The organism is Streptomyces sp. NPDC054783, assembly GCF_053611725.1.
The window spans coordinates 278,216-301,416 of sequence record NZ_JBSHAY010000003.1 but is presented as its reverse complement, the minus strand read 5'-3'; the positions used below and the strand labels follow the sequence as shown (position 1 = coordinate 301,416).

The 23,201-nt window shown below is 72.6% G+C and carries 23 protein-coding genes; 14 read left to right on the top strand and 9 right to left on the bottom strand.

The features are described from left to right. Positions 1-62 precede the first annotated feature (62 nt). Positions 63-869, top strand: coding sequence for a hypothetical protein (locus tag ACWGJ5_RS08280; protein WP_453308959.1), 807 nt, complete (start codon positions 63-65; stop codon positions 867-869). A 66-nt stretch (positions 870-935) separates the two neighbouring features. Beyond that, entirely contained in the window at positions 936-1,265 is a 330-nt protein-coding gene (locus tag ACWGJ5_RS08275) for a rhodanese-like domain-containing protein (protein WP_453309171.1), read from the top strand. Between the two features lie 30 nt (positions 1,266-1,295). Here the strand turns inward: ACWGJ5_RS08275 and ACWGJ5_RS08270 are convergent, their stop codons facing one another. From ACWGJ5_RS08270 to paaA, 6 genes are all read right to left on the bottom strand, one after another. Further along, on the bottom strand, positions 1,296-2,438 hold the full coding sequence (locus ACWGJ5_RS08270; RefSeq protein ID WP_453308958.1) for an acyl-CoA dehydrogenase family protein: 1,143 nt from the start codon (positions 2,436-2,438) through the stop codon (positions 1,296-1,298). Positions 2,439-2,613: 175 nt separating this feature from the next. Then, on the bottom strand, positions 2,614-3,678 hold the full coding sequence (locus tag ACWGJ5_RS08265; RefSeq protein ID WP_453308957.1) for a 2Fe-2S iron-sulfur cluster-binding protein: 1,065 nt from the start codon (positions 3,676-3,678) through the stop codon (positions 2,614-2,616). Then, entirely contained in the window at positions 3,678-4,229 is a 552-nt protein-coding gene (paaD, locus tag ACWGJ5_RS08260) for a 1,2-phenylacetyl-CoA epoxidase subunit PaaD (RefSeq protein WP_453308956.1), read from the bottom strand. Before paaD ends, ACWGJ5_RS08265 begins: the two co-directional genes overlap by 1 nt. After that, positions 4,223-4,954, bottom strand: coding sequence for a 1,2-phenylacetyl-CoA epoxidase subunit PaaC (gene paaC / locus ACWGJ5_RS08255; RefSeq protein ID WP_453308955.1), 732 nt, complete (start codon positions 4,952-4,954; stop codon positions 4,223-4,225). Before paaC ends, paaD begins: the two co-directional genes overlap by 7 nt. After that, positions 4,951-5,238, bottom strand: a complete 288-nt coding sequence (gene paaB / locus ACWGJ5_RS08250; protein WP_014673816.1) for a 1,2-phenylacetyl-CoA epoxidase subunit PaaB — start codon at positions 5,236-5,238, stop codon at positions 4,951-4,953. Before paaB ends, paaC begins: the two co-directional genes overlap by 4 nt. Then, on the bottom strand, positions 5,235-6,302 hold the full coding sequence (paaA, locus tag ACWGJ5_RS08245; protein ID WP_453308954.1) for a 1,2-phenylacetyl-CoA epoxidase subunit PaaA: 1,068 nt from the start codon (positions 6,300-6,302) through the stop codon (positions 5,235-5,237). The genes paaB and paaA overlap by 4 nt, the downstream gene beginning before the upstream one ends. A 359-nt stretch (positions 6,303-6,661) precedes the next feature. Here paaA and ACWGJ5_RS08240 point away from each other — a divergent pair, with 359 nt between their 5' ends. From ACWGJ5_RS08240 to ACWGJ5_RS08230, 3 genes are read left to right on the top strand one after another with little or no spacing between them, the layout of a single operon-like run. Beyond that, positions 6,662-7,591, top strand: a complete 930-nt coding sequence (locus ACWGJ5_RS08240) for a DUF5819 family protein (protein WP_453308953.1) — start codon at positions 6,662-6,664, stop codon at positions 7,589-7,591. Continuing rightward, positions 7,588-8,817, top strand: coding sequence for an HTTM domain-containing protein (locus ACWGJ5_RS08235; protein WP_453308952.1), 1,230 nt, complete (start codon positions 7,588-7,590; stop codon positions 8,815-8,817). Before ACWGJ5_RS08240 ends, ACWGJ5_RS08235 begins: the two co-directional genes overlap by 4 nt. Beyond that, positions 8,814-9,569, top strand: coding sequence for a TrmH family RNA methyltransferase (locus tag ACWGJ5_RS08230; protein WP_453308951.1), 756 nt, complete (start codon positions 8,814-8,816; stop codon positions 9,567-9,569). The genes ACWGJ5_RS08235 and ACWGJ5_RS08230 overlap by 4 nt, the downstream gene beginning before the upstream one ends. Here ACWGJ5_RS08230 and paaN read toward each other — a convergent pair. Further along, positions 9,566-11,257 carry a phenylacetic acid degradation protein PaaN gene (gene paaN / locus ACWGJ5_RS08225; protein ID WP_453308950.1) on the bottom strand — a complete coding sequence of 564 codons (1,692 nt, stop codon included), beginning with the start codon at positions 11,255-11,257 and terminating at the stop codon, positions 9,566-9,568. The two genes, ACWGJ5_RS08230 and paaN, sit on opposite strands and share 4 nt — an antisense overlap. Positions 11,258-11,417: 160 nt before the next feature. Between paaN and ACWGJ5_RS08220 the strand changes: the two genes are divergently transcribed. Together ACWGJ5_RS08220 and ACWGJ5_RS08215 are read left to right on the top strand one after the other, a co-directional pair. Continuing rightward, positions 11,418-12,935 (top strand): 3-hydroxyacyl-CoA dehydrogenase, encoded by a 1,518-nt coding sequence (locus ACWGJ5_RS08220; protein WP_453308949.1) that lies wholly within the window; start codon positions 11,418-11,420, stop codon positions 12,933-12,935. Continuing rightward, complete coding sequence (locus ACWGJ5_RS08215; protein ID WP_453308948.1) at positions 12,932-13,519, top strand: TetR/AcrR family transcriptional regulator; 588 nt, start codon at positions 12,932-12,934, stop codon at positions 13,517-13,519. The genes ACWGJ5_RS08220 and ACWGJ5_RS08215 overlap by 4 nt, the downstream gene beginning before the upstream one ends. Before the next feature lie 24 nt (positions 13,520-13,543). On the opposite strand, the gene ACWGJ5_RS08210 is transcribed toward ACWGJ5_RS08215, so the two are convergent. Next, positions 13,544-14,062, bottom strand: coding sequence for an Lrp/AsnC family transcriptional regulator (locus tag ACWGJ5_RS08210; RefSeq protein WP_453309170.1), 519 nt, complete (start codon positions 14,060-14,062; stop codon positions 13,544-13,546). A gap of 190 nt (positions 14,063-14,252) precedes the next feature. Between ACWGJ5_RS08210 and pdhA the strand changes: the two genes are divergently transcribed. The 6 genes from pdhA (at position 14,253) to ACWGJ5_RS08180 (ending at position 21,278) form a co-directional block, all read left to right on the top strand. Continuing rightward, positions 14,253-15,407: a pyruvate dehydrogenase (acetyl-transferring) E1 component subunit alpha gene (gene pdhA / locus ACWGJ5_RS08205; protein ID WP_453308947.1), complete on the top strand. Its 1,155-nt coding sequence runs from the start codon at positions 14,253-14,255 to the stop codon at positions 15,405-15,407. Further along, entirely contained in the window at positions 15,404-16,408 is a 1,005-nt protein-coding gene (locus ACWGJ5_RS08200; RefSeq protein WP_453308946.1) for an alpha-ketoacid dehydrogenase subunit beta, read from the top strand. The genes pdhA and ACWGJ5_RS08200 overlap by 4 nt, the downstream gene beginning before the upstream one ends. Then, entirely contained in the window at positions 16,408-17,793 is a 1,386-nt protein-coding gene (locus ACWGJ5_RS08195) for a dihydrolipoamide acetyltransferase family protein (RefSeq protein ID WP_453308945.1), read from the top strand. Before ACWGJ5_RS08200 ends, ACWGJ5_RS08195 begins: the two co-directional genes overlap by 1 nt. A gap of 71 nt (positions 17,794-17,864) precedes the next feature. Then, positions 17,865-18,794, top strand: a complete 930-nt coding sequence (locus ACWGJ5_RS08190; RefSeq protein ID WP_453308944.1) for an NTP transferase domain-containing protein — start codon at positions 17,865-17,867, stop codon at positions 18,792-18,794. Then, positions 18,791-20,140 (top strand): molybdopterin molybdotransferase MoeA, encoded by a 1,350-nt coding sequence (locus ACWGJ5_RS08185; protein WP_453308943.1) that lies wholly within the window; start codon positions 18,791-18,793, stop codon positions 20,138-20,140. The genes ACWGJ5_RS08190 and ACWGJ5_RS08185 overlap by 4 nt, the downstream gene beginning before the upstream one ends. A gap of 157 nt (positions 20,141-20,297) precedes the next feature. Further along, on the top strand, positions 20,298-21,278 hold the full coding sequence (locus tag ACWGJ5_RS08180; protein ID WP_453308942.1) for an NAD(P)H-quinone oxidoreductase: 981 nt from the start codon (positions 20,298-20,300) through the stop codon (positions 21,276-21,278). A 250-nt stretch (positions 21,279-21,528) separates the two neighbouring features. Here ACWGJ5_RS08180 and ACWGJ5_RS08175 read toward each other — a convergent pair whose 3' ends face one another. After that, a complete protein-coding gene (locus ACWGJ5_RS08175) occupies positions 21,529-21,897 on the bottom strand; it encodes a hypothetical protein (protein WP_453308941.1) in 369 nt (122 codons plus the stop codon). 689 nt (positions 21,898-22,586) lie between these two features. Between ACWGJ5_RS08175 and ACWGJ5_RS08170 the strand changes: the two genes are divergently transcribed. Then, entirely contained in the window at positions 22,587-23,132 is a 546-nt protein-coding gene (locus ACWGJ5_RS08170) for a bacterial proteasome activator family protein (RefSeq protein WP_453309169.1), read from the top strand. The last annotated feature ends 69 nt before the right edge of the window (positions 23,133-23,201 follow it).

Here is a 23,201-nt window from a genome sequence, read left to right as displayed (position 1 = left end):
GACCGGGAGCCGTACGGCGCCCTACGGCGCCGGGCCGCATCCCTACCGCCTACCCTGTTCGCGTGACGACCCCGGATGCCGAACAGTCCCCGCGCCCCGAGGAGCGGCTCGAGCAGGCCGTGCGGGCCGCCGAGCAGGCGTTGATCGAGTACGAGATCGCCGTGGAGACGTTCCGCGTCGAGGTCGAGAACTTCTCCCGGCTGCACGAACAGCGCCTCGGCCCGCTCTACGCCCGCATCGAGGTGCTGGACGCCGAGATCGCCGAGGCCAGGGCCGCCTGCACCGGCGACCCGGAGGACATCCGCCGCGCCGAGGAGGCCCGCGCGCGGGTCATGCCGATCCCTGGTGTGGAGGAGCTGCTGCACGGATGGATGGACGGCCACGGCCTCTTCCCGGAGGCCGCCGCCATGCTGACCGAACAGGCCGTACGTCCCCCGGAGCGGGTGCGGCCCAGCGAGGAGGCCCGCAGGCTCTACCGTGAGCTGGCCCGCAAGGCGCACCCCGACCTGGTACAGGAGGAAGAGGAGCGGAAGCGGCGTGAGGAGTTCCTCAGTCGCGTCAACGCCGCCTACGCCCGCGGCGACGAGACCCTCCTGAAGGAACTGGCCGAGGAGTGGGCGGCCGGCCCGGTGCCGCCCGAGAGGCGCCCCAGCCCGGCCGAGGAGCTGTACGCCCGCCTCGAATGGCTCGCCCAGCGCAAGGAACTGCTCACCCTCGTCGCCCGTGAACTGGAGGAGGGTGCGATCGCCGGCATGCTCCGGCTCGCCCCGGACGACCCCGACCGGCTGCTCGAGGAGATCGCCGCCAGGCTGCGCTCCGACATCGCCCAGCGGGAGGCGGAGCTGGCGGCCCTGCTGGGGCAGGGCTGAGCCGCGGCTCGTTTCGGCCGGCTTCGGCGACGGGGTAGCGTCGGGGACATGAGTTTTGGAGCTGGTGTGCCCACGGTCGAGGTCACGGACCTCAAGGACGACGACTTCCTGCTGGACGTCCGCGAGGACGACGAGTGGCAGGCGGGCCATGTCGAGGGGGCGCTGCACATCCCCATCAGCGAGTTCGTCGCCCGCTACGGCGAGCTGACCGAGGCCGCCCCGCAGGACGGCCGTGTCCACGTCATCTGCCGCTCCGGCGGCCGCTCGGCGCAGGTCACCATGTACCTGGTCCAGCAGGGCATCGACGCGGTGAACGTCGACGGCGGCATGCAGGTCTGGCAGGCCGCGGGCCGCCCGGTGATCACCGACGACGGCCGGCCCGGCTTCGTCCTGTAGCTCGCTCCTGCTGCCCCGGGGGCCGCGCGGTCAGCCCAGCGGATGGGCGGCCAGCAGATCTCCGAGCCGCTCCTCGTACGCCGCCGCCGGGCCGAGCGCCAGCTCCAGGTGCTTGGCCCAGGCGTGATAGCGGTGCAGCGGGTAGTCGGTGTCGGCGCCGAACCCACCGTGCAGATGCTGTGCCGTCTGCACCACCCGACGCACCCCCTCCGCCGCCCAGATCTTCGCCACCGCGACATCCCCGGCGGCGGGCAGCACCCCCGGCGCCCCCGAGGCGATCCGCCAGGCGGCCTGCCAGAGGGTGGCCTCCATGGCGCGCAGATCGATGTACCGGTCCGCGGCCTGCACGGCCACCGCCTGGAAGGTCGCGATCGGAAACCCGAACTGCTCCCGCTTCCCGGTGTACTCGGCGGTCATCGTCAGCACCCGCTCGCCCAGCCCGAGCGCCTGTGCGCAGCTGCCGGTGACGAGCAGCGCGTGCAGCCACTCCCAGGCGCCGTCGGCCTCGATGACGTCGCCCGCGTCGATCCGCACGGACGTGAGCCGCACCTCGGCCAGCCGCTCCCCGCTGGTCGACACCTGCTCGGCGAGCACCACCCCGTCCTGCTCGCGCGGTACCAGCGCGAGCACGGTCCGCTCGGCTGCCGTGCCATCGAGATGCGCCGGTACGACGACGAGGTCCGCGTCGTACGCCCACGGCACCGCCGTCTGCACCCCGTCCAGCACCCAGATTGGACCGTCCCGCCGTGCGCCGACGGCCAGTTCGGCCGGGTCGTGGCCGGTACGGCCGTTCGCCGCGACGGTCAGCACCAGCTCACCCCGTCCGGCCGGCGCCAGCACGCGGCCCGCCAACTCCCGGCCGCCGTATGCCTGTACGGCCGCTGTCGCCGCGCTGTGCTCCAGCAGCGGCACCCGGGCGAGCACCTTGGCGGACTCCCGCAGCACCAGGCACAGCGCGATCGCGTCCAGACCGGAACCGCCGTGCGCCTCATCCAGCAGCAGGCTCAGCAGGTCCGCGTCGGCCAGTTGGGACCACAGCTCCCGGTCGAAGCCCTCGGCCACGGCACCGGTGGTGAGCGCCGGGCTGGGCACCGCGTCCGGTACGACGTCGCCGAACACCCCGCGCGCCGCCTCGGCCGCCGCCCGCTGCTCCTCGGTGAAGGTGAAGTCCACGGTCTGTCCCTCCGACGCGGTCGGTGATCTGACGGTGCGTCAAGATAGAACAGGTTCTAGAAGAAGGGAATGGCACGGACTTCCGGTCTTCCGGGGCTCCCCCTTCCCCCTCCTCCCCCTCCCCACCCCCGCCCCCGCCGCATTGGTCTCCTCGCTGAGCTGCCCCACCCAGCCCTCAGCGGTCGAAGTCCAGTTCCACCTGCTCGGTCAGCGGGTGCGACTGGCAGGCCAGCACATAGCCGGCTTCCGTCTCCTCCGTCTCCAGGGCGAAGTTGCGGTCCATGCGGACCTCGCCGGAGACCAGGAAGGCACGGCACGTCCCGCAGACGCCGCCCTTGCAGGCGTAGGGCGCGTCGGGGCGGTTGCGCAGGACGGTCTCCAGCAGCGTCTCGCCGTCGCGCACCGGCCAGGTGCCGCCACGTCCGTCGAGCCGGGCGGTGACCGAGCTGTGCGCGGGGGCCTGGGCGGTCGCGGCCGGGGGCGAGCCCGCGTCCACATGGAAGATCTCCTGGTGGATACGGGACCGGTCCACGCCCAGCTCGCGCAGCGCCTGCTCCGAGCCCTGCACCAGCCCGTACGGGCCGCACAGGAGCCAGCCCGCGACCTCGCCGACCGGCAGCAGCGCGGGCAGCAGCCCGGTGAGCCGCTCACGGTCGAGCCGGCCGGACGGCAGGCCCGCCTGCTGCTCCTCGCGGGAGAGCACGGTCACCAGCTGAAGCCGCTCGGGATAGCGGTCCTTCAGGTCGGCGACCTCCTCCAGGAACATCGTCGAGGCGGCGGTGCGGTCGCTGCGTATCAGGCAGAACCGGGCCGCCGGCTCGCGGGCCAGCAGCGTGGAGACGATGGACAGCACGGGGGTGATGCCGCTGCCGCCGACGACCGCCGCGTACAGCCCCGGTGCCGGTTCCAGGGTGAAGCGGCCGGCCGGGGTCATCACCTCCAGCACGTCGCCGACGTTGATCTCCTTCAGCGCGTACGCGGAGAAGGCTCCGCCCTCCACCAGACGCACGCCCACCCGCAGGGTGTCGGGGCCCGCGCCGGCCGGGTCGGGCGCGGGGGAGCAGATCGAGTAGGTGCGCCGTATCTCGGTGCCGTCGACCTGCCGGCGCAGCGCGAGGTGCTGGCCCGGTGCGTGCCGGTACTCCTCGCGCAGCTCGGGCGGGACGGCGAAGGTGAGGGCGACGGCATCGTCGGTGATCCGGTCGACCTCGGCCACCGGGAGCGGGTGGAAGCGCGCCATCACAACTCCTTGAAGTGGTCGAACGGTTCACGGCAGGCGAGGCAACGGCGCAGTGCCTTGCACGCGGTGGAGGAGAACCTGCTGAGCAGCTCGGTGTCGGCGGAGCCGCAGTGCGGGCAGCGGACGGGCTCGGTGGATGCGTCCTCGGTGCGGCTCGCGGCCTCGGAGGCGGCCCGGGTCGGGCCGAGGGTCAGCGGGACCGGGCCGGAGGCTGTGTGCACGCGCGGGGGAGCGATGCCGAACTCCCGGAGTTTGCGCCGCCCTTCGGTGCTGATGTCGTCGGTGGTCCAGGCGGGGCTGAGCACCGTGCGGACCGTCACCTCGTGCATGCCGTGGGCGCGCAGCACCCGTTCGATGTCCACGCTCATCGCCTCGATGGCGGGGCAGCCGGTGTAGGTGGGGGTCAGGTCGACCTCGACCGTGCCGGGGCCCTGGAGCCGCACCGCGCGCACCACGCCCAGCTCCTGGAGCGTGAGCACCGGCAGTTCGGGGTCGGGCACCGAGCCCGCCAGCTCCAGCAGCTCCGTCTCCAGGGCCGTGGCGGTCACCATGTCGCCCCCGGGTGGCTGCGGTGCAGATGCTGCATCTCGGCGAGCATCCGGCCGAAGGGTTCGGTGTGCAGGCCCTGTCGGCCGGCGCCGGCCGACCACGCGCCGGTGCGCGGTCCCTCGGGGAGGGGGAGCGTGGCCCGGCCGAGGACGTCCTGGACGGAGTCCTGCCACTGTTCGTCCAGGCGGGTCCAGTCGGCGTCGAGGCCCTCCACCGGCTGGAACATCTGCCCGGTGAACTTCCACAGGGCCCCGCAGGCGCGGCGCATCCGTTCGTGGCTGGTCTCCGTACCGTCGCCGAGGCGGAGCGTCCACTGCTCTGCGTGGTCGCGGTGGTAGGCGACCTCCTTGACCGCCTTCGCGGCGAGGGGTGCGAACGGGCCGTCGCCTGCGGCCAGTTCGGTATAGAGCAGCTGCTGGTAGGTGGAGAAGTACAGCTGGCGGACGATCGTGTGGGCGAAGTCGCCGTTCGGCTGCTCCACCAGCTGGAGGTTGCGGAAGGCCCGCTCCTCGCGCAGGTAGGCCAGTTCGTCCTCGTCGCCGGCCATGGACAGCAGCAGCCGGGCCTGGCCGAGCAGGTCGAGGGCGATGTTGGCGAGGGCGACCTCCTCCTCCAGGACGGGGGCGTGCCCGGCCCACTCCCCCAGCCGGTGGGAGAGCACCAGGGCGTCGTCGCCGAGGGCGAGGGCGGCGGTCACCGGGACGGTGGCGGGGCCGGTGGCGGTCACAGGTGCTTCACCCCTTCCGGGATCTCGTAGAAGGTCGGATGCCGGTAGGGCTTGTCGGCGGCCGGTTCGAAGAAGGGGTCCTTCTCGTCCGGTGAGGACGCGGTGATCGCGGCGGCCGGGACGACCCAGATGGATACGCCCTCGCCGCGGCGGGTGTACAGGTCGCGGGCGTTGCGCAGGGCCAGTTCGGCGTCGGGGGCGTGCAGGCTGCCGGCGTGGGTGTGGGAGAGGCCGCGCCGGGAGCGCACGAAGACCTCCCACAGGGGCCAGTCGGTGGTGCTCATGCTCGCTCCGCTTCTGTCTCGTGGCCTGTCTCGTGTGCCGTCTCACCAATGTCGGTGGTGTCGGTGGTGTCGGTGGTGCCACCGGTGTGCTTGGCCGCGTAGGCGGCGGCCGCTTCCCGCACCCACGCGCCCTCGTCGTGGGCGCGCCTGCGCTGGCTGATCCGCTGTTCGTTGCACGGACCGTTGCCCTTGAGGACCTCCCAGAACTCCGTCCAGTCGATCGGGCCGAAGTCGTAGTGCCCGCGAGCCTCGTTCCACCGCAGGTCCGGGTCGGGGAGGGTGAGGCCCAGGGACTCGGCCTGGGGGACGCAGATGTCGACGAAGCGCTGGCGCAGCTCGTCGTTGGAGTGGCGTTTGATCTTCCATTCCATCGACTGCGCGGAGTGCTGGGACTCGTCGTCGGGCGGCCCGAACATCATCAGCGATGGCCACCACCAGCGGTCGACCGCGTCCTGCGCCATCGCGTGCTGCTCGGGTGTGCCCTTGCTGAGGGCCAGCAGCAGTTCGTAGCCCTGGCGCTGGTGGAAGGACTCCTCCTTGCAGATCCGCACCATCGCGCGGGCGTAGGGGCCGTAGGAGCAGCGGCACAGCGGAACCTGGTTGGTGATCGCGGCGCCGTCCACGAGCCAGCCGATCGCGCCGACGTCGGCCCAGGTCAGGGTCGGGTAGTTGAAGATCGAGGAGTACTTCTGGCGTCCGCTGTGCAGCTTGTCGAGCAGCTCGTCACGGCCGGTGCCGAGGGTCTCGGCCGCGCTGTACAGGTACAGGCCGTGGCCGGCCTCGTCCTGGACCTTGGCCATGAGGATCGCCTTGCGGCGCAGGGAGGGCGCGCGGGTGATCCAGTTGGCCTCCGGCTGCATGCCGATGATCTCGGAGTGCGCGTGCTGGGCGATCTGCCGGACCAGGGTGGCGCGGTAGGCGTCGGGCATCCAGTCGCGCGGTTCGATGCGTTCGTCGGCGGCCACGGCCGCGTCGAAGGCGTGCTGGAAGGCCGTCGTGTCGGCGGTGTCCGGTGCGCCGTGCGCGTCTGTGCGGGCCGTGTGCTGCGCGGCTGCTGTGGCCATGCGGTCCCCCTGACCTCGGGCTCTGCCGTGGAACTGTCCCGACCGATCGTTCGGTCCGTGCGACATCAATGGTGTGCCGGGCCGCCGTGGGGTGTCAACCGCTGTGGAAAACTCGGGCGGGCCGCCTGTGGACAACGTGCGGGAGGGCAGGTGGAGCGGGGTGCCGAGCCGTACCGCGTGGCGAGGACCACGGCCGTGGCTCGTACCCGGGGCTGCGCCCGGCAGCCTGGGCTGAGTACCGTTTCGTGCTGACGCCGAGGAGTGGCGTACGTGAGGGGTGGGGCGCTCGTGGCAGGCGCAGCATCACTGAGGTGGACCACTGAACCGAACGACTGATCCGAAACGGGGGACGGGGCGGAATGGACGCGTACGACGAGGACCCGGGGGGCCGACCCGACCCCGGTGGGTCGGCCAGGGCGCGTCTGACGGAGGGTTCCCCGACCGACGCAGGCTCCCCGACCGACGCAGGCTCCCCTGCCGACACCGGCTCCCCTGCCGACACGGATTGCCGGTCTGGCGCGGACTCCCCGGCTGATGTGCGTTCTCGAGCCGACGTGGATTCCCGGACGGGCGCGGCTGCCGTCGGCGGTCCTGGTGCCGCGGCCTCCGGGGCCGAGGCCCCCGTGCCGCCCCCCGCGCCTCGCACCGGCGTGGCCGCCCTCTCCCCCCGCTACCAGGTCGCCGCGGCGCTGGCGCTTGCCGTGATCGGTGTCGCCGCCTGTGTGCATCTGCTGATGGTGTTCCTCAGCCTCGCCCCCGCGAACACGGTGACCAAACAGCACGGCAAGGCCGTCGAGGAGTGGGTGTTCCCGGAGTTCGAGCAGAACTGGAAGCTGTTCGCGCCCAACCCGCTCCAGCAGAACATCGCCGTCCAGGTGCGCGCCGTGGTGCGGGCGAAGGAGGGCGGGCTGCGCACGACCGGGTGGACCGACCTCTCCGCCCAGGACGGCGCCGCCATAGACGGCAACCCGGTGCCGAGCCACACCCAGCAGAACGAGCTGCGGCGCGCCTGGGACTTCTTCACCGCCACGCACAGCGTCGACAACCGGGCCGTGGGTATGCGCGGGTCCCTCTCCGAGCAGTACCTGCGCCGGATCGTGGTGATGCGCCTGTACCGCACCTATCCGGCCGACCGCGACGGCGTCATCCAGCGCGTGCAGATCCGCTCGAGCACCAGCAATGTGCAGCCGCCCGAGTGGAGCCATGAGCGCGTGTCCGACAAGCCCGTCTACCGCGTGCTGCCCTGGTGGACCGTGACGGCCGACGAGGCAGCGGGAGGTGTGCGGTGAACAGGCTTTCCCTGACCCTCTCGCGCGGTATCGCCCGAGTCACCGAGTCGGCTCTCGGGCCGTACCAGAGCGCCGTGATCCGCATCGGGTTCGCCGGGACCTGGCTGCTGTTCCTGCTGCGCGAGTTCCCGCACCGCCAGGAGCTGTACGGCCCGGCCGGGCCCTGGGGCTGGAACCTCGCCAAGGAGCTGACCGCCGACAACCACGCCTTCACGGCCCTGCTGTGGTCCGACGGGCAGCTGTGGTTCGAGTCCTTCTACCTGCTGGCGATACTCGCCAGTGCGGCGCTGCTGCTCGGCTGGCGCACCCGGACGGCGTCCGTGCTGTTCATGGTGGGCGTGCTGTCGCTGCAGAACCGCAGCGTCTTCGTGGGCGACGGCGGCGACAACGTCCTGCACCTGATGTCCTTCTACCTCGTGTTCACGCGCTGCGGACAGGTGTGGTCCCTGGACGCGCGGCGGGCGGCGCACGCGCAGAGGGCACGCGCACGTGGCGAGCGGGTCCCTGCCGACCGCATGGGTCCGGCCCTGTGGGCGGTGTTCGGCCTGGCGCTGCTCCTGGCGGCGTTCACCGGCCGGTTCGACAACGACTGGCTGATTCCCGCGCTGCTGTGGACGGCCTGGACCGTGCTCGGCCTGTGGTGGGCCGTGGGCCGCTGGGCGAAGTCGCAGCAGCCGCGGATCCTGCTGGACGTCGTCGCCAACATCCTGCACAACGGCGCCCTGTTCGTGATCATGACGGAGGCCTGCCTGATCTACGCGACGGCCGGCTGGTACAAGATCCAGGGCTCGCGCTGGCAGGACGGCACCGCCGTCTACTACCCGCTCCACCTGGACTACTTCTCGCCCTGGCCCGGACTCGCGGACCTGATGTCCTCCAGCGGCACGATCATGATGGCCGTCGCCTACGGCACGGTCATGGTGCAGGTCGCCTTCCCGTTCACCCTGTTCAACCGGCGGGTCAAGAACGTCCTGCTGGTGCTGATGATGACCGAGCACGCGGTGATCGCGGTCGTGCTCGGCCTGCCGTTCTTCTCGCTGGCGATGATCACCGCGGACGCGGTCTTCCTGCCGACGCCGTTCCTGCGCCGGCTGGGCGCACTGGTCGCACGCGCGCGTGGACGGCTCGGCCGGGGCAGGCCCGACGGCCGTACGGTGCCCGCGCCGCGCTCCCCCGAAGCGAGCCCCGAGGAGAGTCCTCAGGGCCGCGTAGGGTTCACCGCATGACCGACCCGCTGACCCGCTGGCGCGAGCACGCCGATGACGCCGTGCTGCTCGACGGCTTCCACGCCCTCAAGCACGCGCTGCGCTTCGGGGCCGAGGTCCCGGTGGCGGTCACCACCGACCGGCAGGCGGCGCTCGCCCTCGCGGAGGAACTGGCCGGGGACGTACGCGACGCGCTCGACGCGTTGCTGGCGCAGGTGCCCGAGGAGACGTACGCCTCGCTCGTCCCGCGGCCCCACCCGACCGGCACGGCCGCGCTCGCCGTACGGCCGTCCCGCGAGGCCAACCTGCGCAGGCTCGCCCACACGCCCCGCACCGCGCCCGTCGTGGTCCTGGACAACCCGCGCAACCTGGGCAACGCCGGCGCCGTGATCCGGCTGGCCGCCGGTTTCGGGGCGACCGGAGTCGTCACCACGGGAACCCTCGACCCCTGGCATCCCACAGTGGTACGCGGCGGCGCCGGCCTGCACTTCGCGACGGCCGTGGAGCGGCTGGGCGTCGACGAGCTGCCCCCGGGACCGGTGTTCGCACTGGACCCCGAGGGCGACGACATCCGGGGCGTGAAGCTCCCGGACGACGCCGTCCTCGCCTTCGGCTCGGAGCGCAGCGGGCTGTCGGCGCAGCTGCGCGCGCGTGCCGACCATCTGCTGCGGCTGCCGATGCGCCCCCAGGTCTCCAGCTACAACCTCGCCACCAGCGTGGCGATGACGCTCTACCACTGGAGCGCGACCGGGGGCGCGCCTGCGGTCTCCTAGGCCTCGCGGCGGACCTCCACCACCCGGAACCGGTTGGCCACGAACGCCCCGTCGCACAGCGCGGCGTTCGCCGCCGGGTTGCCGCCCGAGCCGTGGAAGTCGGAGAACGCGGCGGTCTGGTTCACGTACACCCCGCCGGTCAGGTTGAGCGACAGCTGCGCCGCCTCCTCCAGGCACGCCTCCTCGACGGCCTGCTCCACCTCGCTGTCGGTGGTGTAGGCGCCGACCGTCATCGCGCCCTTCTCGCGGACCGTGCGACGCAGCAGCTCCACCGCGTCGTGCGCAGAGTCGACCGCGACGGCGAAGGAGACCGGCCCGAAGCACTCGCTCATGTAGGCGGCCTCGTCGTCCGGCTTGGCGCCGTCCAGCTTGACGATGACCGGGGTGCGCACGACCGCGCCCGGGAAGTCCGGGTTGCTGATCTCCCGGGAGGCGAGGGCCACTTCGCCGAGGCCGGCGGCGGCCTCCAGACGGGCCTTGACGTCCGGGTTGACGATCGCGCCCAGCAGGGCGTTCGCGCGGGCGTCGTCGCCGAGGAGGCCGGCGACCGCGCGGGCGAGGTCTGCGGTGACCTCGTCGAAGGTCTTGGGGCCCTCGTCGGTGTGGATGCCGTCCCGGGGGATGAGCAGGTTCTGCGGGGTGGTGCACATCTGGCCGCTGTACAGCGACAGCGAGAACGCCAGGTTGGACAGCATGCCCTTGTAGTCGCCGGCGGAGTGCACGATCACCGTGTTGACGCCGGCCTTCTCGGTGTAGACCTGCGCCTGGCGGGCGTTGGCCTCCAGCCAGTCGCCGAAGGACGTCGACCCGGTGTAGTCGATGATCCGGACCTCGGGGCGGGTGGCGAGGGTCTTGGCGATGCCCTCGCCGGGGCGCTCGGCGGCCAGCGCCACCAGGTTCGGGTCGAAGCCCGTCTCGGTGAGCACCTGGCGCGCGACCTGCACGGTGAGCGCGAGCGGCAGCACCGCGCGCGGGTGGGGCTTGACCAGGACCGCGTTGCCGGTGGCCAGGGAGGCGAACAGGCCCGGGTAGCCGTTCCATGTCGGGAAGGTGTTGCAGCCGATGAGCAGGGCGAGGCCGCGCGGGACCGGCGTGAACTGCTTGGTGAGGGCCAGCGGGTCACGCTTGCCCTGCGGCTTGGTCCACTCGGCCGTCTCCGGCGTGCGGACCTGCTCCGCGTACGCGTACGCCACCGCCTCCAGGCCGCGGTCCTGGGCGTGCGGGCCGCCTGCCTGGAACGCCATCATGAAGGCCTGGCCACTGGTGTGCATGACGGCGTGCGCGAACTCGTGCGTCCGGTCGCTGATCCGCTTGAGGATCTCCAGGCACACCAGTGCCCGGGTCTCCGCGCCCGCGTCGCGCCAGGCCCGCTGCCCGGCCTTCATCGCGGGGATCAGCACGTCCACGTCCGCGTGCGGGTAGCCGACGCCCAGGTCGATGCCGTACGGCGAGACCTCGTCGCCCACCCAGTCGTCGGTGCCGGGCTGGCCGAGGTCGAGGCGGGTGTTCAGCAGGGCGTCGAAGGCGGCCTTGCCCGCCGCCGCGTCCAGGCTGCCGTTCTCGCCGTAGGCCTTCGGGTGCTCGGGGTGCGGGGACCAGTACGCGCGCGTGCGGATCGCTTCCAGTGCCTGGTCGAGCGTGGGCCGGTGCTTGGCGATCAGCTCGTGCGCGGTCAGTTCGGCGGCCATACGGGACCAACTCCTCGTCTGGAGAACTCTTCGTCGAGTCCATCGACCTGGCAGAAAGAGCAGCGGGATGGGACGGTCAGAGCTAGAGTAACCGAACGATCGGTCGGGACAAGGGGGCCTGCCGCATCTGTGGAAAACGCCGTGCGGGAGGATCGCGCACATGACAGCACTCGACCTCAGCAGCCCTGTGGCCGTCGTAGGCACCGGCACCATGGGCCAGGGCATCGCCCAGGTCGCTCTGGTCGCCGGTCACCCCGTGCGGCTCTACGACGCCGTCGCCGGGCGTGCCCGGGACGCGGCAGCGGCGATCGGCGCCCGCCTCGACCGGCTCGTGGAGAAGGGCAGGCTCGCCGCCGCCGACCGGGACGCGGCCCGCGCCCGCCTCAAGCCCGCGGAGAACCTCACCGAGCTGGCGGACTGCACGCTGGTCGTCGAGGCCGTCCTGGAACGGCTGGACGTCAAACAGCAGCTCTTCGGCGAGCTGGAGGACATCGTCGCCGAGGACTGCCTGCTCGCCACCAACACCTCCTCGCTGTCGGTGACGGCCATCGGCGGTGCCCTGCGCCGGCCCGGCCGCTTCGTGGGCCTGCACTTCTTCAACCCGGCACCGCTCATGCCCCTGGTCGAGGTCGTCTCCGGGTTCGCCACCGACGTCACGTCGGCCACGCGCGCGTACGAGACCGCTCGCGCCTGGGGCAAGACCCCGGTGGCCTGCGCCGACACCCCGGGTTTCATCGTCAACCGGCTCGCCCGGCCCTTCTACGCCGAGGCCTTCGCGGTCTACGAGGCCCAGGCCGCCGACCCGGCCACCATCGACGCCGTCCTGCGCGAGTCCGGCGGGTTCAGGATGGGCGCCTTCGAGCTGACCGACCTGATCGGACAGGACGTCAACGAGTCCGTCACCCACTCGGTGTGGCAGTCCTTCTTCCAGGACGTGCGCTTCACCCCGTCCCTGGCCCAGCGGCGGCTGGTGGAGTCCGGCCGACTCGGCCGCAAGACCGGGCAGGGCTGGTACGACCACGCCGAGGGCGCCGAGAAGGCCGATCCGCACACAGCCGACAAGGAGCAGCCGCCCGCCTACGTCGTCGCCGAGGGCGGCCTCGGCCCGGCGGCCGAGCTGCTCACGCTGATCCGCGCGGCGGGCATCCAGGTCCGCGAGGAGGCCGAGGACAACGGCACCCGCCTGGTGCTGCCCGGCGGCGGCCAGCTGGTGCTCGCCGACGGCCAGACGTCCGTGGAGTTCCGCGACGTCGTCTACTTCGACCTCGCCCTCGACTACCGCACCGCCACCCGTGTCGCCCTGTCGGCCTCCCAGGACACCGCGCCGCAGACCCTTGCCGAGGCCACCGGCCTCTTCCAGGCCCTCGGCAAGAACGTCAGCATCATCGGCGACGTCCCCGGCATGATCGTCGCGCGAACGGTCGCCCGGATCATCGACCTCGCGCACGACGCCGTCGCCAAGGGCGTCGCCACCCAGGAGGACATCGACACGGCGATGCGTCTCGGGGTGAACTACCCGCTCGGCCCGTTCGAGTGGGACCGCAGGCTCGGCCGCGAGTTCGCCTTCGACGTCCTGGACGAGATGCACCAGCGCGACCCCTCCGGACGCTACGCCCCCTCCCTCGCGCTCTACCGCCACGCGTACGCCATCGACGACAAGCGGGAGGGCACGTCATGACCACGGCCAAGCGCGACACGTACACGCCCGAGACGCTGCTCTCCGTGGCCGTCCAGGTGTTCAACGAGCGCGGATACGACGGCACCTCCATGGAGCACCTGTCCAAGGCGGCCGGCATCTCCAAGTCGTCGATCTACCACCACGTCAGCGGCAAGGAGGAGCTGCTGCGCCGGGCCGTCAGCCGCGCCCTGGACGGCCTGTTCGCCATCCTGGACGAGGAGCACGCGCGCGTGGGACGGCCCGTCGACCGGCTGGAGCACGTCGTACGGCGCATGGTCGAGGTGCTCATAGGCGAGCTGCCGTACGTGACGCTGCTGCTGCGGGTACGCGGCAACACCGCCACCGAACGGTGGGCGCTGGAGCAGCGGCGCGACTTCGACCACCGGGTTGCGGAACTGCTGAAGGCCGCGGCGGCCGACGGGGACGTACGCGGTGACGTCGAGGTCCGGCTGGCCACCCGGCTGGTCTTCGGAATGATCAACTCGATCGTGGAGTGGTACCGGCCGGACCCGCGGGGCGCCGGTGAACGCGAGGTGTCCGAGGCGGTGGTCCGGCTGGTCTTCGCGGGCCTCAAACAGGGCTGAGGTCAGGACTCCGCACGCCTCTGGTCACGCCTCCGGCTCCAGGTCCTCCTCCTCGAACACCAGCAGCGTGCGCGTGCTGAGCACCTCGGGGATCGCCTGGAGCCGGGTGAGCACCAGCTCGCGCAGCGCCCGGTTGTCGGGCGTGTGCACCAGCAGCAGCACGTCGAAGTCGCCGCCCACCAGCGCGATGTGGGAGGCGCCGGGCAGCTGCCTGAGCTGCTCGCGGACCGTGCGCCAGGTGTTCTGCACGATGTTCAGCGTGATGTACGCCGAGGTGCCGTGCCCCGCCCGCTCGTGGTCCACGCGCGCGCTGAAGCCCCGGATCACCCCGTCCTCGACGAGCCGGTTGATGCGCGCGTAGGCGTTGGCGCGCGAGACGTGGACGCGTTCGGCGACGGACCGTATGGAGGCGCGGCCGTCCGCCTGGAGGATTTTCAGGATGTCCTGATCGATGGCGTCGAGCGGGCGCGGCGGCGGCAGCGCGGCGCCGTCCAGCGGGCGCGGGGGCGGGAGCGTGGTGTCGTCGTGCGGTCCGTCGGCCATTTGTTCAGTTGCCATTGCCTCCCGCTCCCTCGCCGTGGACGTCCTGCGTTCATTCCAGGCTGTGGAGAACCGTTTGTCCACAGCCTGGAGGGGCCTGTAGCCAAAATGTGCCAACGACCGAACAATCGGTTGGTGAGGCGCCTCACAGCCGACGCGCCTCCCGTAGCCGCTCCCACGAGGAGGTGCCGTCATGACGGTCATGGAGCAGCGGGGCGCGTACCGGCCATCGCCGCCGCCCGCCTGGCAGCCCCGTATGGACCCCGCGCCGCTGCTGCCCGACGCCGAGCCCTACCGCGTCCTCGGCACCGAGGCGACCGCCAAGGCCGACCCGGACCTGCTGCGCCGGCTCTACGCCCAGCTGGTGCGCGGCCGCCGCTACAACACGCAGGCCACCGCGCTCACCAAGCAGGGCCGCCTCGCCGTCTACCCCTCCAGCACCGGCCAGGAGGCCTGCGAGGTCGCCGCCGCCCTGGCCCTGGAAGAGCGGGACTGGCTCTTTCCCAGCTACCGCGACACCCTCGCCGTCGTCGCCAGGGGCGTGGACCCCGTCGAGGCCCTCACCCTGCTGCGCGGTGACTGGCACAACGGCTACGACCCCCACGCCCACCGGGTCGCCCCCCTCAGCACCCCGCTGGCCACCCAGCTGCCGCACGCCGTCGGCCTCGCGCACGCCGCCCGCCTCAAGGGCGACGACGTCGTCGCGCTCGCCCTGGTAGGCGACGGCGGCACCAGCGAGGGCGACTTCCACGAGGCGCTGAACTTCGCCGCCGTCTGGCAGGCGCCGGTCGTCTTCCTCGTGCAGAACAACGGCTTCGCCATCTCCGTCCCGCTCGCCAAGCAGACCGCCGCGCCCTCCCTGGCCCACAAGGCCGTCGGGTACGGCATGCCGGGCCGGCTGGTCGACGGCAACGACGCGGTGGCCGTGCACGAGGTCCTCAGTGACGCGGTACGGCACGCGCGCGCGGGCGGCGGACCGACCCTCGTGGAGGCGGTGACGTACCGCATCGACGCCCACACCAACGCCGACGACGCCACCCGCTACCGGGGTGACGCCGAGGTCGAGGCCTGGCGTGCGCACGACCCGATCCAGCTGCTGGAGCACGAGCTGACCGAGCGCGGGCTGCTCGACGAGGCCGGTATCGAGGCCGCCCGGAAGGATGCCGAGACGATGGCCGCCTCCCTGCGCGAACGCATGAACCGCGACCCCGAACTGGACCCCATGGCCCTCTTCGACCACGTCTACGCCGAGACCACCGCCCAACTGCGCGAACAGCGTGCCCTGTTGCGGGCCGAGCTGGAAGCCGAGCAGGAGCGGCACGGCGAGCAGGAAGGCGGCGCCCGATGACCACCGTCGCCGTCAAGCCCGCCACCATGGCCCAGGCCCTCACTCGCGCGATGCGCGACGCGATGGCCGCCGACCCGACCGTGCACGTCATGGGTGAGGACGTCGGCACCCTCGGCGGCGTCTTCCGGGTCACCGACGGCCTCGCCAAGGAGTTCGGCGAGGACCGCTGCACCGACACCCCGCTCGCCGAGGCCGGCATCCTCGGCACCGCCGTCGGCATGGCCATGTACGGCCTGCGCCCGGTGGTGGAGATGCAGTTCGACGCCTTCGCCTACCCGGCGTTCGAGCAGCTCATCAGCCATGTCTCCCGGATGCGCAACCGCACGCGCGGCCGGATGCCCCTGCCCATCACCGTCCGCGTCCCCTACGGCGGCGGCATCGGCGGCGTCGAGCACCACAGCGACTCCTCCGAGGCCTACTACATGGCCACGCCCGGACTGCACGTGGTCACGCCCGCGACCGTCGCCGACGCCTACGGCCTGCTGCGCCAGGCCATCGCCTCCGACGACCCGGTCGTCTTCCTGGAGCCCAAGCGGCTGTACTGGTCGAAGGACTCCTGGAACCCCGACCACCCCACCGACGTGGAGCCCATCGGCCGCGCGGCGGTGCGCCGGCCGGGCAGCAGCGCCACGCTGATCACCTACGGCCCCTCCCTCCCGGTCTGCCTGGAGGCCGCCGAGGCCGCACAGGCCGAGGGCTGGGACCTGGAAGTGATCGACCTGCGCTCACTGGTGCCGTTCGACGACGAGACCGTCTGCGCGGCCGTACGGCGCACCGGACGCGCGGTCATCGTCCACGAGGCCACCGGATTCGGCGGGCCGGGCGGCGAGATCGCGGCTCGGATCACCGAGCGCTGCTTCCACCACCTGGAGGCTCCGGTGCTGCGCGTCGCCGGCTTCGACATCCCCTACCCGCCGCCCATGCTGGAACGGCACCACCTGCCCGGCGTCGACCGCATCCTGGACGCCGTGGCCCGGCTGCAGTGGGAGGCCGAGGGCTGATGGCACAGGTGCTGGAGTTCAAGCTCCCCGACCTCGGTGAGGGACTCACCGAGGCGGAGATCGTCCGCTGGCTGGTCCAGGTCGGTGACGTCGTCGCGGTCGACCAGCCGGTCGTCGAGGTCGAGACGGCCAAGGCGATGGTCGAGGTGCCCTGCCCGTACGGCGGCGTGGTCACCGCCCGCTTCGGCGAGGAGGGCACCGAACTGCCGGTCGGCGCGCCGCTGCTGACGGTGGCGGTGGGACCGCAGGCCCCGGCGGGGGACACCGAGGGATCGGGCAACGTCCTGGTCGGATACGGCACCGCACAGGCTCCGGCCCGGCGCCGGAGGGTGCGGCCCACGCCGATGACGACGGGTGCCGCGAACGGCAGCACCGGTGCGGACAGCGGGACGCTCGCCTTCAATGGAACAGCGCACGCCGGGACGGCCCACGCGCGCGTGGACGCGCTCCACGCCGAAGGGCCGGTGCCCGTGATTTCCCCCCTGGTCCGCCGACTGGCCCGGGAGGGCGGTGTGGACCTGCGGCAGCTGGCGGGCTCGGGCCCGGACGGGCTGATCCTGCGTGCGGACGTCGAGGGCGCCCTGCGGGCCAAGGCGGTCGTGGGCAGCCGTACGGCCGAGGCGCCCTCCACGGCGGCACACGCCCCCGCCGCGATCCCCTCGGCAGCCGCCGCTGCCGCTTCGGGCACGCGCGTCGCGGGCACCCGCGTCCCCCTCAAGGGCGTGCGTGGCGCGGTCGCCGACAAGCTCTCCCGCAGCCGCCGGGAGATCCCGGACGCCACCTGCTGGGTCGACGCCGACGCGACCGAACTCATGCGCGCGCGTACGGCGATGAACGCGGCCGGCGGACCGAAGATCTCCCTGCTCGCGCTGCTCGCCCGCATCTGTACGGCCGCGCTCGCCCGGTTCCCCGAGCTGAACTCCTACGTCGACATAGAGGCCCGCGAGGTCGTCCAGCTCGACCAGGTCCACCTCGGGTTCGCCGCCCAGACCGAACGCGGGCTCGTCGTGCCGGTCGTCCGCGACGCCCACGCGCGCGACGCCGAGGCGCTGACCGCTGAGTTCGTCCGGCTCACCGAGGCCGCCCGCACCGGGACGCTCACACCCGGGGAACTCACCGGCGGGACCTTCACGTTGAACAACTACGGCGTCTTCGGTGTCGACGGCTCCACGCCGATCATCAACCACCCCGAGGCGGCCATGCTCGGCGTCGGCCGGATCGTCCCCAAACCATGGGTGCACGAAGGCGAGCTGGCCGTGCGTCAGGTCGTACAGCTCTCGCTCACCTTCGACCACCGGGTGTGCGACGGCGGCACGGCGGGCGGCTTCCTGCGGTACGTGGCGGACTGTGTGGAACAGCCGGCGGTGCTTCTGCGCACGCTCTGACACATACGGGGCCCTCGAAGAAGGGCCCCCGCGGAAGACACGAGTGAGGCCCCTCGGGACATACTCGGGGGGTGACCGACAACGCCCCCGCCGCTCCCGGGACGCCCTTGCCGTACGACGCCGTCGTGCTGGCCGGCGGCGCCGCCCGGCGGCTCGGCGGGGCCGACAAGCCCGGTCTGCGGGTCGGCGGCCGGGCGCTGCTCGACCGGGTGCTCGCGGCCTGCGCGGACGCCGGGACGACCGTTGTGGTGGCCGGCCGGCGGCCCACCGTGCGGCCGGTGCTCTGGGCGCGCGAGGAACCGCCCGGCGCGGGACCGGTCGCCGCGCTGGAAGCCGGCCTGCGGCACACCACCGCCGAGCACGCCGTCGTACTCTCCGCCGACCTGCCCTTCCTCCGGCCGGCCACGCTATGGCGCCTGCTGACCGCCCTCGGCGACACCGGAGCCGACGGCGCGCTGCTCACCGACGCCGACGGCCGTGACCAGCCGCTCGTGGCCGCCTACCGCACCCCCGCGCTCCGCCGCGAGCTGGCCGCCCTCGCGGCCGGACCCGACGGCCTGACCGGACTGCCCCTGCGCCGGCTGACCGGCGCCCTCAGCCTCACCCGTGTCCCGGACCCGCTCGCGTCCTTCGACTGCGACACCTGGGACGACCTCGTCAACGCCAGGGCACGCATCAGGGAGCATGGGCACGTGTTGGATGAATGGATCTCCGCAGTCAAGGACGAGCTGGGCATCGACCTGGACGTCGACACCGGCGTCCTGCTCGACCTGGCCCGTGACGCCGCGCACGGCGTGGCCCGGCCCGCCGCCCCGCTGACCACCTTCCTCGTCGGCTACGCCGCGGCCCAGGGCAAGGGCGGCCCCGACGCGGTCGCCGAGGCCGCCCGCAAGGCGGCCGCGCTCGCGCTGCGCTGGGAGGAAGAGAACAAGGGCGGGAAAGAAAACGGCGGGGGCGGGCAAGAGAGCAGCGGGGGCCCGAGCGCCCCGGACGCCGGATGACCGCCCCCGGAACTCGGGCCGGAGCGCCCGCCGAGGACAGCGACGACCTCGACGTCGAGGAGGCCCTGGCCCTCGTGAGGGAAGCCAAGGACGAACGCGCGGGCCAGGTTCCCGCTCCGGCGCCGGAAGCCCACGGCGAGCGGCACCGGGCCATCCCATGGGCCCAGGCCCGCGAGATCGCCGCCCGCGCCGCACGCTCCCGGGTCCGCAGCGCCCCCGTGTCCGTGCCGCTCGGCGATGCCCTCGGCCTGGTCCTGGCCGCCCCGCTCGACGCACTCACCGACCTGCCCTCCTTCGACACCTCCGCGATGGACGGCTGGGCGGTCGCAGGTCCCGGGCCCTGGGAGGTGCGCGGCGAGGGCGTGCTCGCCGGGCACGCGCAGCCCGAGCCGCTCACCGACGGCGAGGCGGTCCGTATCGCCACCGGCGCCCGCATCCCTGCCGACACCACCGCAGTCCTGCGCAGCGAGCATGGCCGTACCGACGCGCAGGGGCGGCTGCACGCCACGCGGGAGATCGTGCACGGCCAGGACATCCGCCCGCGCGGCCAGGAGTGCCGCAGCGGCGACCAGTTGCTGCCCGTCGGCACCCGGGTCACCCCCGCCGTCCTGGGGCTCGCCGCGGCGGCCGGATACGACTCCGTCACCGCCGTACCGCGGCCCCGTGCCGAAGTCCTCGTGCTCGGCGACGAACTGCTGGCCGAGGGACTGCCGCGCGACGGGCTGATCCGGGACGCGCTCGGCCCGATGCTGCCGCCGTGGCTGCGCGCGCTCGGCGCCGAGGTCGTCAAGGTGCGCCGGATCGGCGACGACGCGAAGGCCCTGCACCGGGCCGTCACCGGCTCCGAGGCCGACCTCATCGTCACCACGGGCGGCACCGCCGGCGGGCCCGTCGACCACGTGCACCCCATCCTGAAGCGCATCGACGCCGAACTCCTCGTCGACGGCGTCAAGGTGCGCCCCGGACACCCCATGCTGCTGGCCCGTACCAAGGACGCCCAGCACCTCGTCGGCCTCCCCGGCAACCCCCTCGCGGCCGTGTCCGGCCTGCTCACCCTCGCCGAGCCGCTGTTGCGCACTCTGGCCGCCCACCCGGCCCCGGAGCCGTACACGCTGCCGCTCAGCGAGGCGGTGCAGGGGCATCCCTACGACACCCGGTTGATCCCCGTGGTGCTGCGCGGCGACCGTGCCGTACCGCTGCACTACAACGGTCCGGCCATGCTCCGCGGCATCGCCGCCGCCGATGCGCTGGCCGTCGTACCACCCGGCGGGGCCCGACAGGGGGAAGAGGCGGAGCTGCTGGACCTGCCGTGGGCGACCGCTGGAATCGAGGTGTGTTTCACGTGAAACGTCTGGGCCGTCACGCCAGGGCAGCGGGCTGGACCTCGTCGAACGTCCGGTACTGCACGGGGTGAGGTGGGCCTGCGGATCACCATCGTGCGGGCGTGTTCGAGCGAGCGGGTCTGACCCGTGGACGGCATCCGCGGGGAGTAGCGTCACGGGCATGCATGCGATCACGATTCCCGAACCTGGTGGTCCCGAGGCGCTGGTGTGGGCGGAGGTCCCCGATCCGGTGCCTGGCGAGGGCGAGGTGCTGGTCGAGGTGGTGGCCAGCGCCGTCAACCGTGCCGACGTCCTGCAGCGGCAGGGCTTCTACAACCCGCCGCCCGGCGCCTCCCCCTACCCCGGTCTGGAGTGCTCCGGCAGGATCGCCGCGCTCGGCTCCGGAGTGTCCGGCTGGGCCGTTGGCGACGAGGTGTGCGCACTGCTCGCGGGTGGCGGGTACGCCGAGAAGGTTGTCGTACCCGCCGGGCAGTTGCTGTCCGTGCCCGAGGGGGTCGACCTCAAGCGCGCGGCCGCGCTGCCCGAGGTCGTCTGCACGGTCTGGTCCAACGTGTTCATGATCGCCCATCTGCGGCCCGGTGAGACGCTGCTCGTGCACGGCGGGTCCAGCGGCATCGGCACCATGGCGATCCAGCTCGCCAAGGCCGTCGGGGCCAGGGTGGCGGTGACGGCGGGTACGAAGGAGAAGCTGGAGCGGTGTGCCGAGCTGGGCGCGGACATCCTCGTCAACTACCGCGAGCAGGACTTCGTCGCCGAGATCAAGCAGGCCACCGGGGGCGCGGGGGCCGACGTCATCCTCGACAACATGGGCGCGAAGTACCTGGACCGCAACGTCCAGGCTCTCGCAGTCAGCGGGCGGCTCGCGATCATCGGCATGCAGGGCGGCGCGAAGGGGGAGCTGAACATCGGCACGCTGCTGAACAAGCGGGCCGCGATCAGTGCGACCTCGTTGCGGGCACGGCCGCTGAGCGAGAAGGCGGCGATCGTGGCGGCTGTCCGGGAGCATGTGTGGCCGTTGCTGGCCGGCGGGCATGTGCGGCCGGTGGTGGATCGCGAGGTGCCGATGGCGGAGGCGGCCGAGGGGCATCGCGTGGTGGAGGCCAGCGGGCACGTGGGGAAGGTGCTGCTGGTCACGTCGTAACGCCGGGGGGCTGGAGCGGCGCGGTGCCCGGTGCCGCGGGGTTGGCTGCGCCGGGTGCCGGGTGCCGGGTGCCGGGTGCCGGGTGCCGGGTGCCGGGTGCCGGGTTCAGGGGCGCCGGTGGTGCATGAGCGGCGGTGTCGGTGCGGGCCGGACGTGGGGGCGCTTGCCGGCGCTTGCCGGGTGCCTCCCCACTCTCGGCTTGGCTCGAGCGGGGGAGCGACCGCCCACCCGTGCCGCCGCGACCGTGCGGTCAGTCTCTGCGGAGTTTGAGGCCCAGGAAGGCCAGGCCCAGGCCCAGGCCTATGAGGATCAGCCCGCTGCCCAGGGGGAGTACCTGCAGGACCGGCTCGGAGGGGTTCGTGCCCTGGGGGACGGCGTTCTGGGCCGGGGGGTGGTTGAGGCCGGCCTCGTCGGGGGCGGTCGGAGCCGTCGGTGTCGTGGTCGGGAGGTCCGTGATCTCCGGTTCCTCCGCCCGGCCGGTGCGGGGGGCCTGGGTGGGTACCGGGTCGTCTTCGCCCTCGACCTCGGCCGCGGGGCCGTCCGGTCGGCCCGGCCGCATCCGCCCCTCGCCGGCCCGGCTGCCCGCACGGGTCGGCTCGACGGCCGTCGGACGGTACAAGGCGGAGGCGGAATCAGAGGGTATGGGGAGGATCGGTGAGATCGGTGAGATCGGCAAGGGTCCGGTGGCCGGGAAGCCGCTGTAACCGTGACCGTCACCGTGACCGTCACCGTGACTGTGGCCGTCATGACCGTCACCATGACCGCGACCGTGACTCGGACTGTGATCGGTGCCTATGCCGCCCGACGGCTCCCGAGCGACGTCGTCCGTCGGCCCGCGGCCGCCGTGTGCTGAGTGTTCCGGGCTGCCGGTGCGGGCCGTGCGGCCCGTGTCTCCGGGCGCCGTGCGGGCCGTGTCTCCAGGGGCGGGGCGTTTCGCTTCGTCGGGCGTCGGCCGGTCCGGTGGGTCGGGGTCGGGGGAGCCTCTCTGGGCGGGTTCGGCGGCGTACGCGGTCGTGGCGTCGTCGGTGACGGTGCCGCACACGGGCAGGGCCACCGCGAGGACGAGAAGCGGCCGTATGCAGAGGACGAGCAGCGGCCGTATGCAGCGGAGCGTGATGCGCAGCCATGGAGTCACGTCGGTGACCTCCCGGAGCCGGATGTCGTGATCGATGGGTGACCGGCAGGAATAAGCCTCACATTCAAGGGCGATCAGGGCATTTCAGATTGGGCCGTCGGGTCTAAACGGTGGATCAGTCCCACGAGGGGGCACCACGGTGATGAGGTGTACGCGTGCGAGAGAATGGCGGCATGGAGATGCCGAGGAACGAACGGTCGCCGGAGAACCCCCAGATCCTCGTCGTGGGCCAGGACGGGATGGCGCTCGGCGGCGGCAACGGGGACGACGAGTCCCGTGAGACCCCGCTGACGGACCAGGTGGAACAGCCGGCCAAGGTCATGCGGATCGGCAGCATGATCAAGCAGCTCCTGGAGGAGGTGCGCGCGGCCCCTCTGGACGAGGCGAGCCGGGTGCGGCTCAAGGAGATCCACGCCAGCTCGGTGAAGGAGCTGGAGGACGGACTCGCGCCGGAGCTGGTCGAGGAACTGGAGCGGCTTTCCCTGCCGTTCAACGACGACGCCACCCCGAGCGACGCGGAACTGCGCATCGCGCAGGCGCAGTTGGTGGGCTGGCTGGAAGGCCTCTTCCACGGGATCCAGACGACGCTGTTCGCCCAGCAGATGGCCGCGCGGGCCCAGCTGGAGCAGATGCGCCGCGCGCTCCCGCCGGGCGTGACCGGCCACGAGGGCGGCGACGACCATCGCGCCGCCGGCCGCTCGGGCGGCCCCTACCTGTAGCGAGGCGGGCGTACCCGTAATAAATGGAGCCCGGCACGGACACCGTGCCGGGCTCCCCTGTCTCCTGCC

Coding starts and splice junctions, on each gene's coding strand:
- ACWGJ5_RS08220 (WP_453308949.1), top strand. CDS start 11,418: ATGACAGCACTCGACCTCAGCAGCCCTGTGGCCGTCGTAGGCACCGGC.
- ACWGJ5_RS08200 (WP_453308946.1), top strand. CDS start 15,404: ATGACCACCGTCGCCGTCAAGCCCGCCACCATGGCCCAGGCCCTCACT.
- ACWGJ5_RS08195 (WP_453308945.1), top strand. CDS start 16,408: ATGGCACAGGTGCTGGAGTTCAAGCTCCCCGACCTCGGTGAGGGACTC.
- ACWGJ5_RS08240 (WP_453308953.1), top strand. CDS start 6,662: ATGGACGCGTACGACGAGGACCCGGGGGGCCGACCCGACCCCGGTGGG.
- ACWGJ5_RS08210 (WP_453309170.1), bottom strand. CDS start 14,062: ATGGCCGACGGACCGCACGACGACACCACGCTCCCGCCCCCGCGCCCG.
- ACWGJ5_RS08170 (WP_453309169.1), top strand. CDS start 22,587: ATGGAGATGCCGAGGAACGAACGGTCGCCGGAGAACCCCCAGATCCTC.
- ACWGJ5_RS08215 (WP_453308948.1), top strand. CDS start 12,932: ATGACCACGGCCAAGCGCGACACGTACACGCCCGAGACGCTGCTCTCC.
- ACWGJ5_RS08180 (WP_453308942.1), top strand. CDS start 20,298: ATGCATGCGATCACGATTCCCGAACCTGGTGGTCCCGAGGCGCTGGTG.
- ACWGJ5_RS08185 (WP_453308943.1), top strand. CDS start 18,791: ATGACCGCCCCCGGAACTCGGGCCGGAGCGCCCGCCGAGGACAGCGAC.
- paaN (WP_453308950.1), bottom strand. CDS start 11,257: ATGGCCGCCGAACTGACCGCGCACGAGCTGATCGCCAAGCACCGGCCC.
- paaA (WP_453308954.1), bottom strand. CDS start 6,302: ATGGCCACAGCAGCCGCGCAGCACACGGCCCGCACAGACGCGCACGGC.
- paaD (WP_453308956.1), bottom strand. CDS start 4,229: ATGGTGACCGCCACGGCCCTGGAGACGGAGCTGCTGGAGCTGGCGGGC.
- paaB (WP_014673816.1), bottom strand. CDS start 5,238: ATGAGCACCACCGACTGGCCCCTGTGGGAGGTCTTCGTGCGCTCCCGG.
- ACWGJ5_RS08230 (WP_453308951.1), top strand. CDS start 8,814: ATGACCGACCCGCTGACCCGCTGGCGCGAGCACGCCGATGACGCCGTG.
- pdhA (WP_453308947.1), top strand. CDS start 14,253: ATGACGGTCATGGAGCAGCGGGGCGCGTACCGGCCATCGCCGCCGCCC.
- ACWGJ5_RS08265 (WP_453308957.1), bottom strand. CDS start 3,678: ATGGCGCGCTTCCACCCGCTCCCGGTGGCCGAGGTCGACCGGATCACC.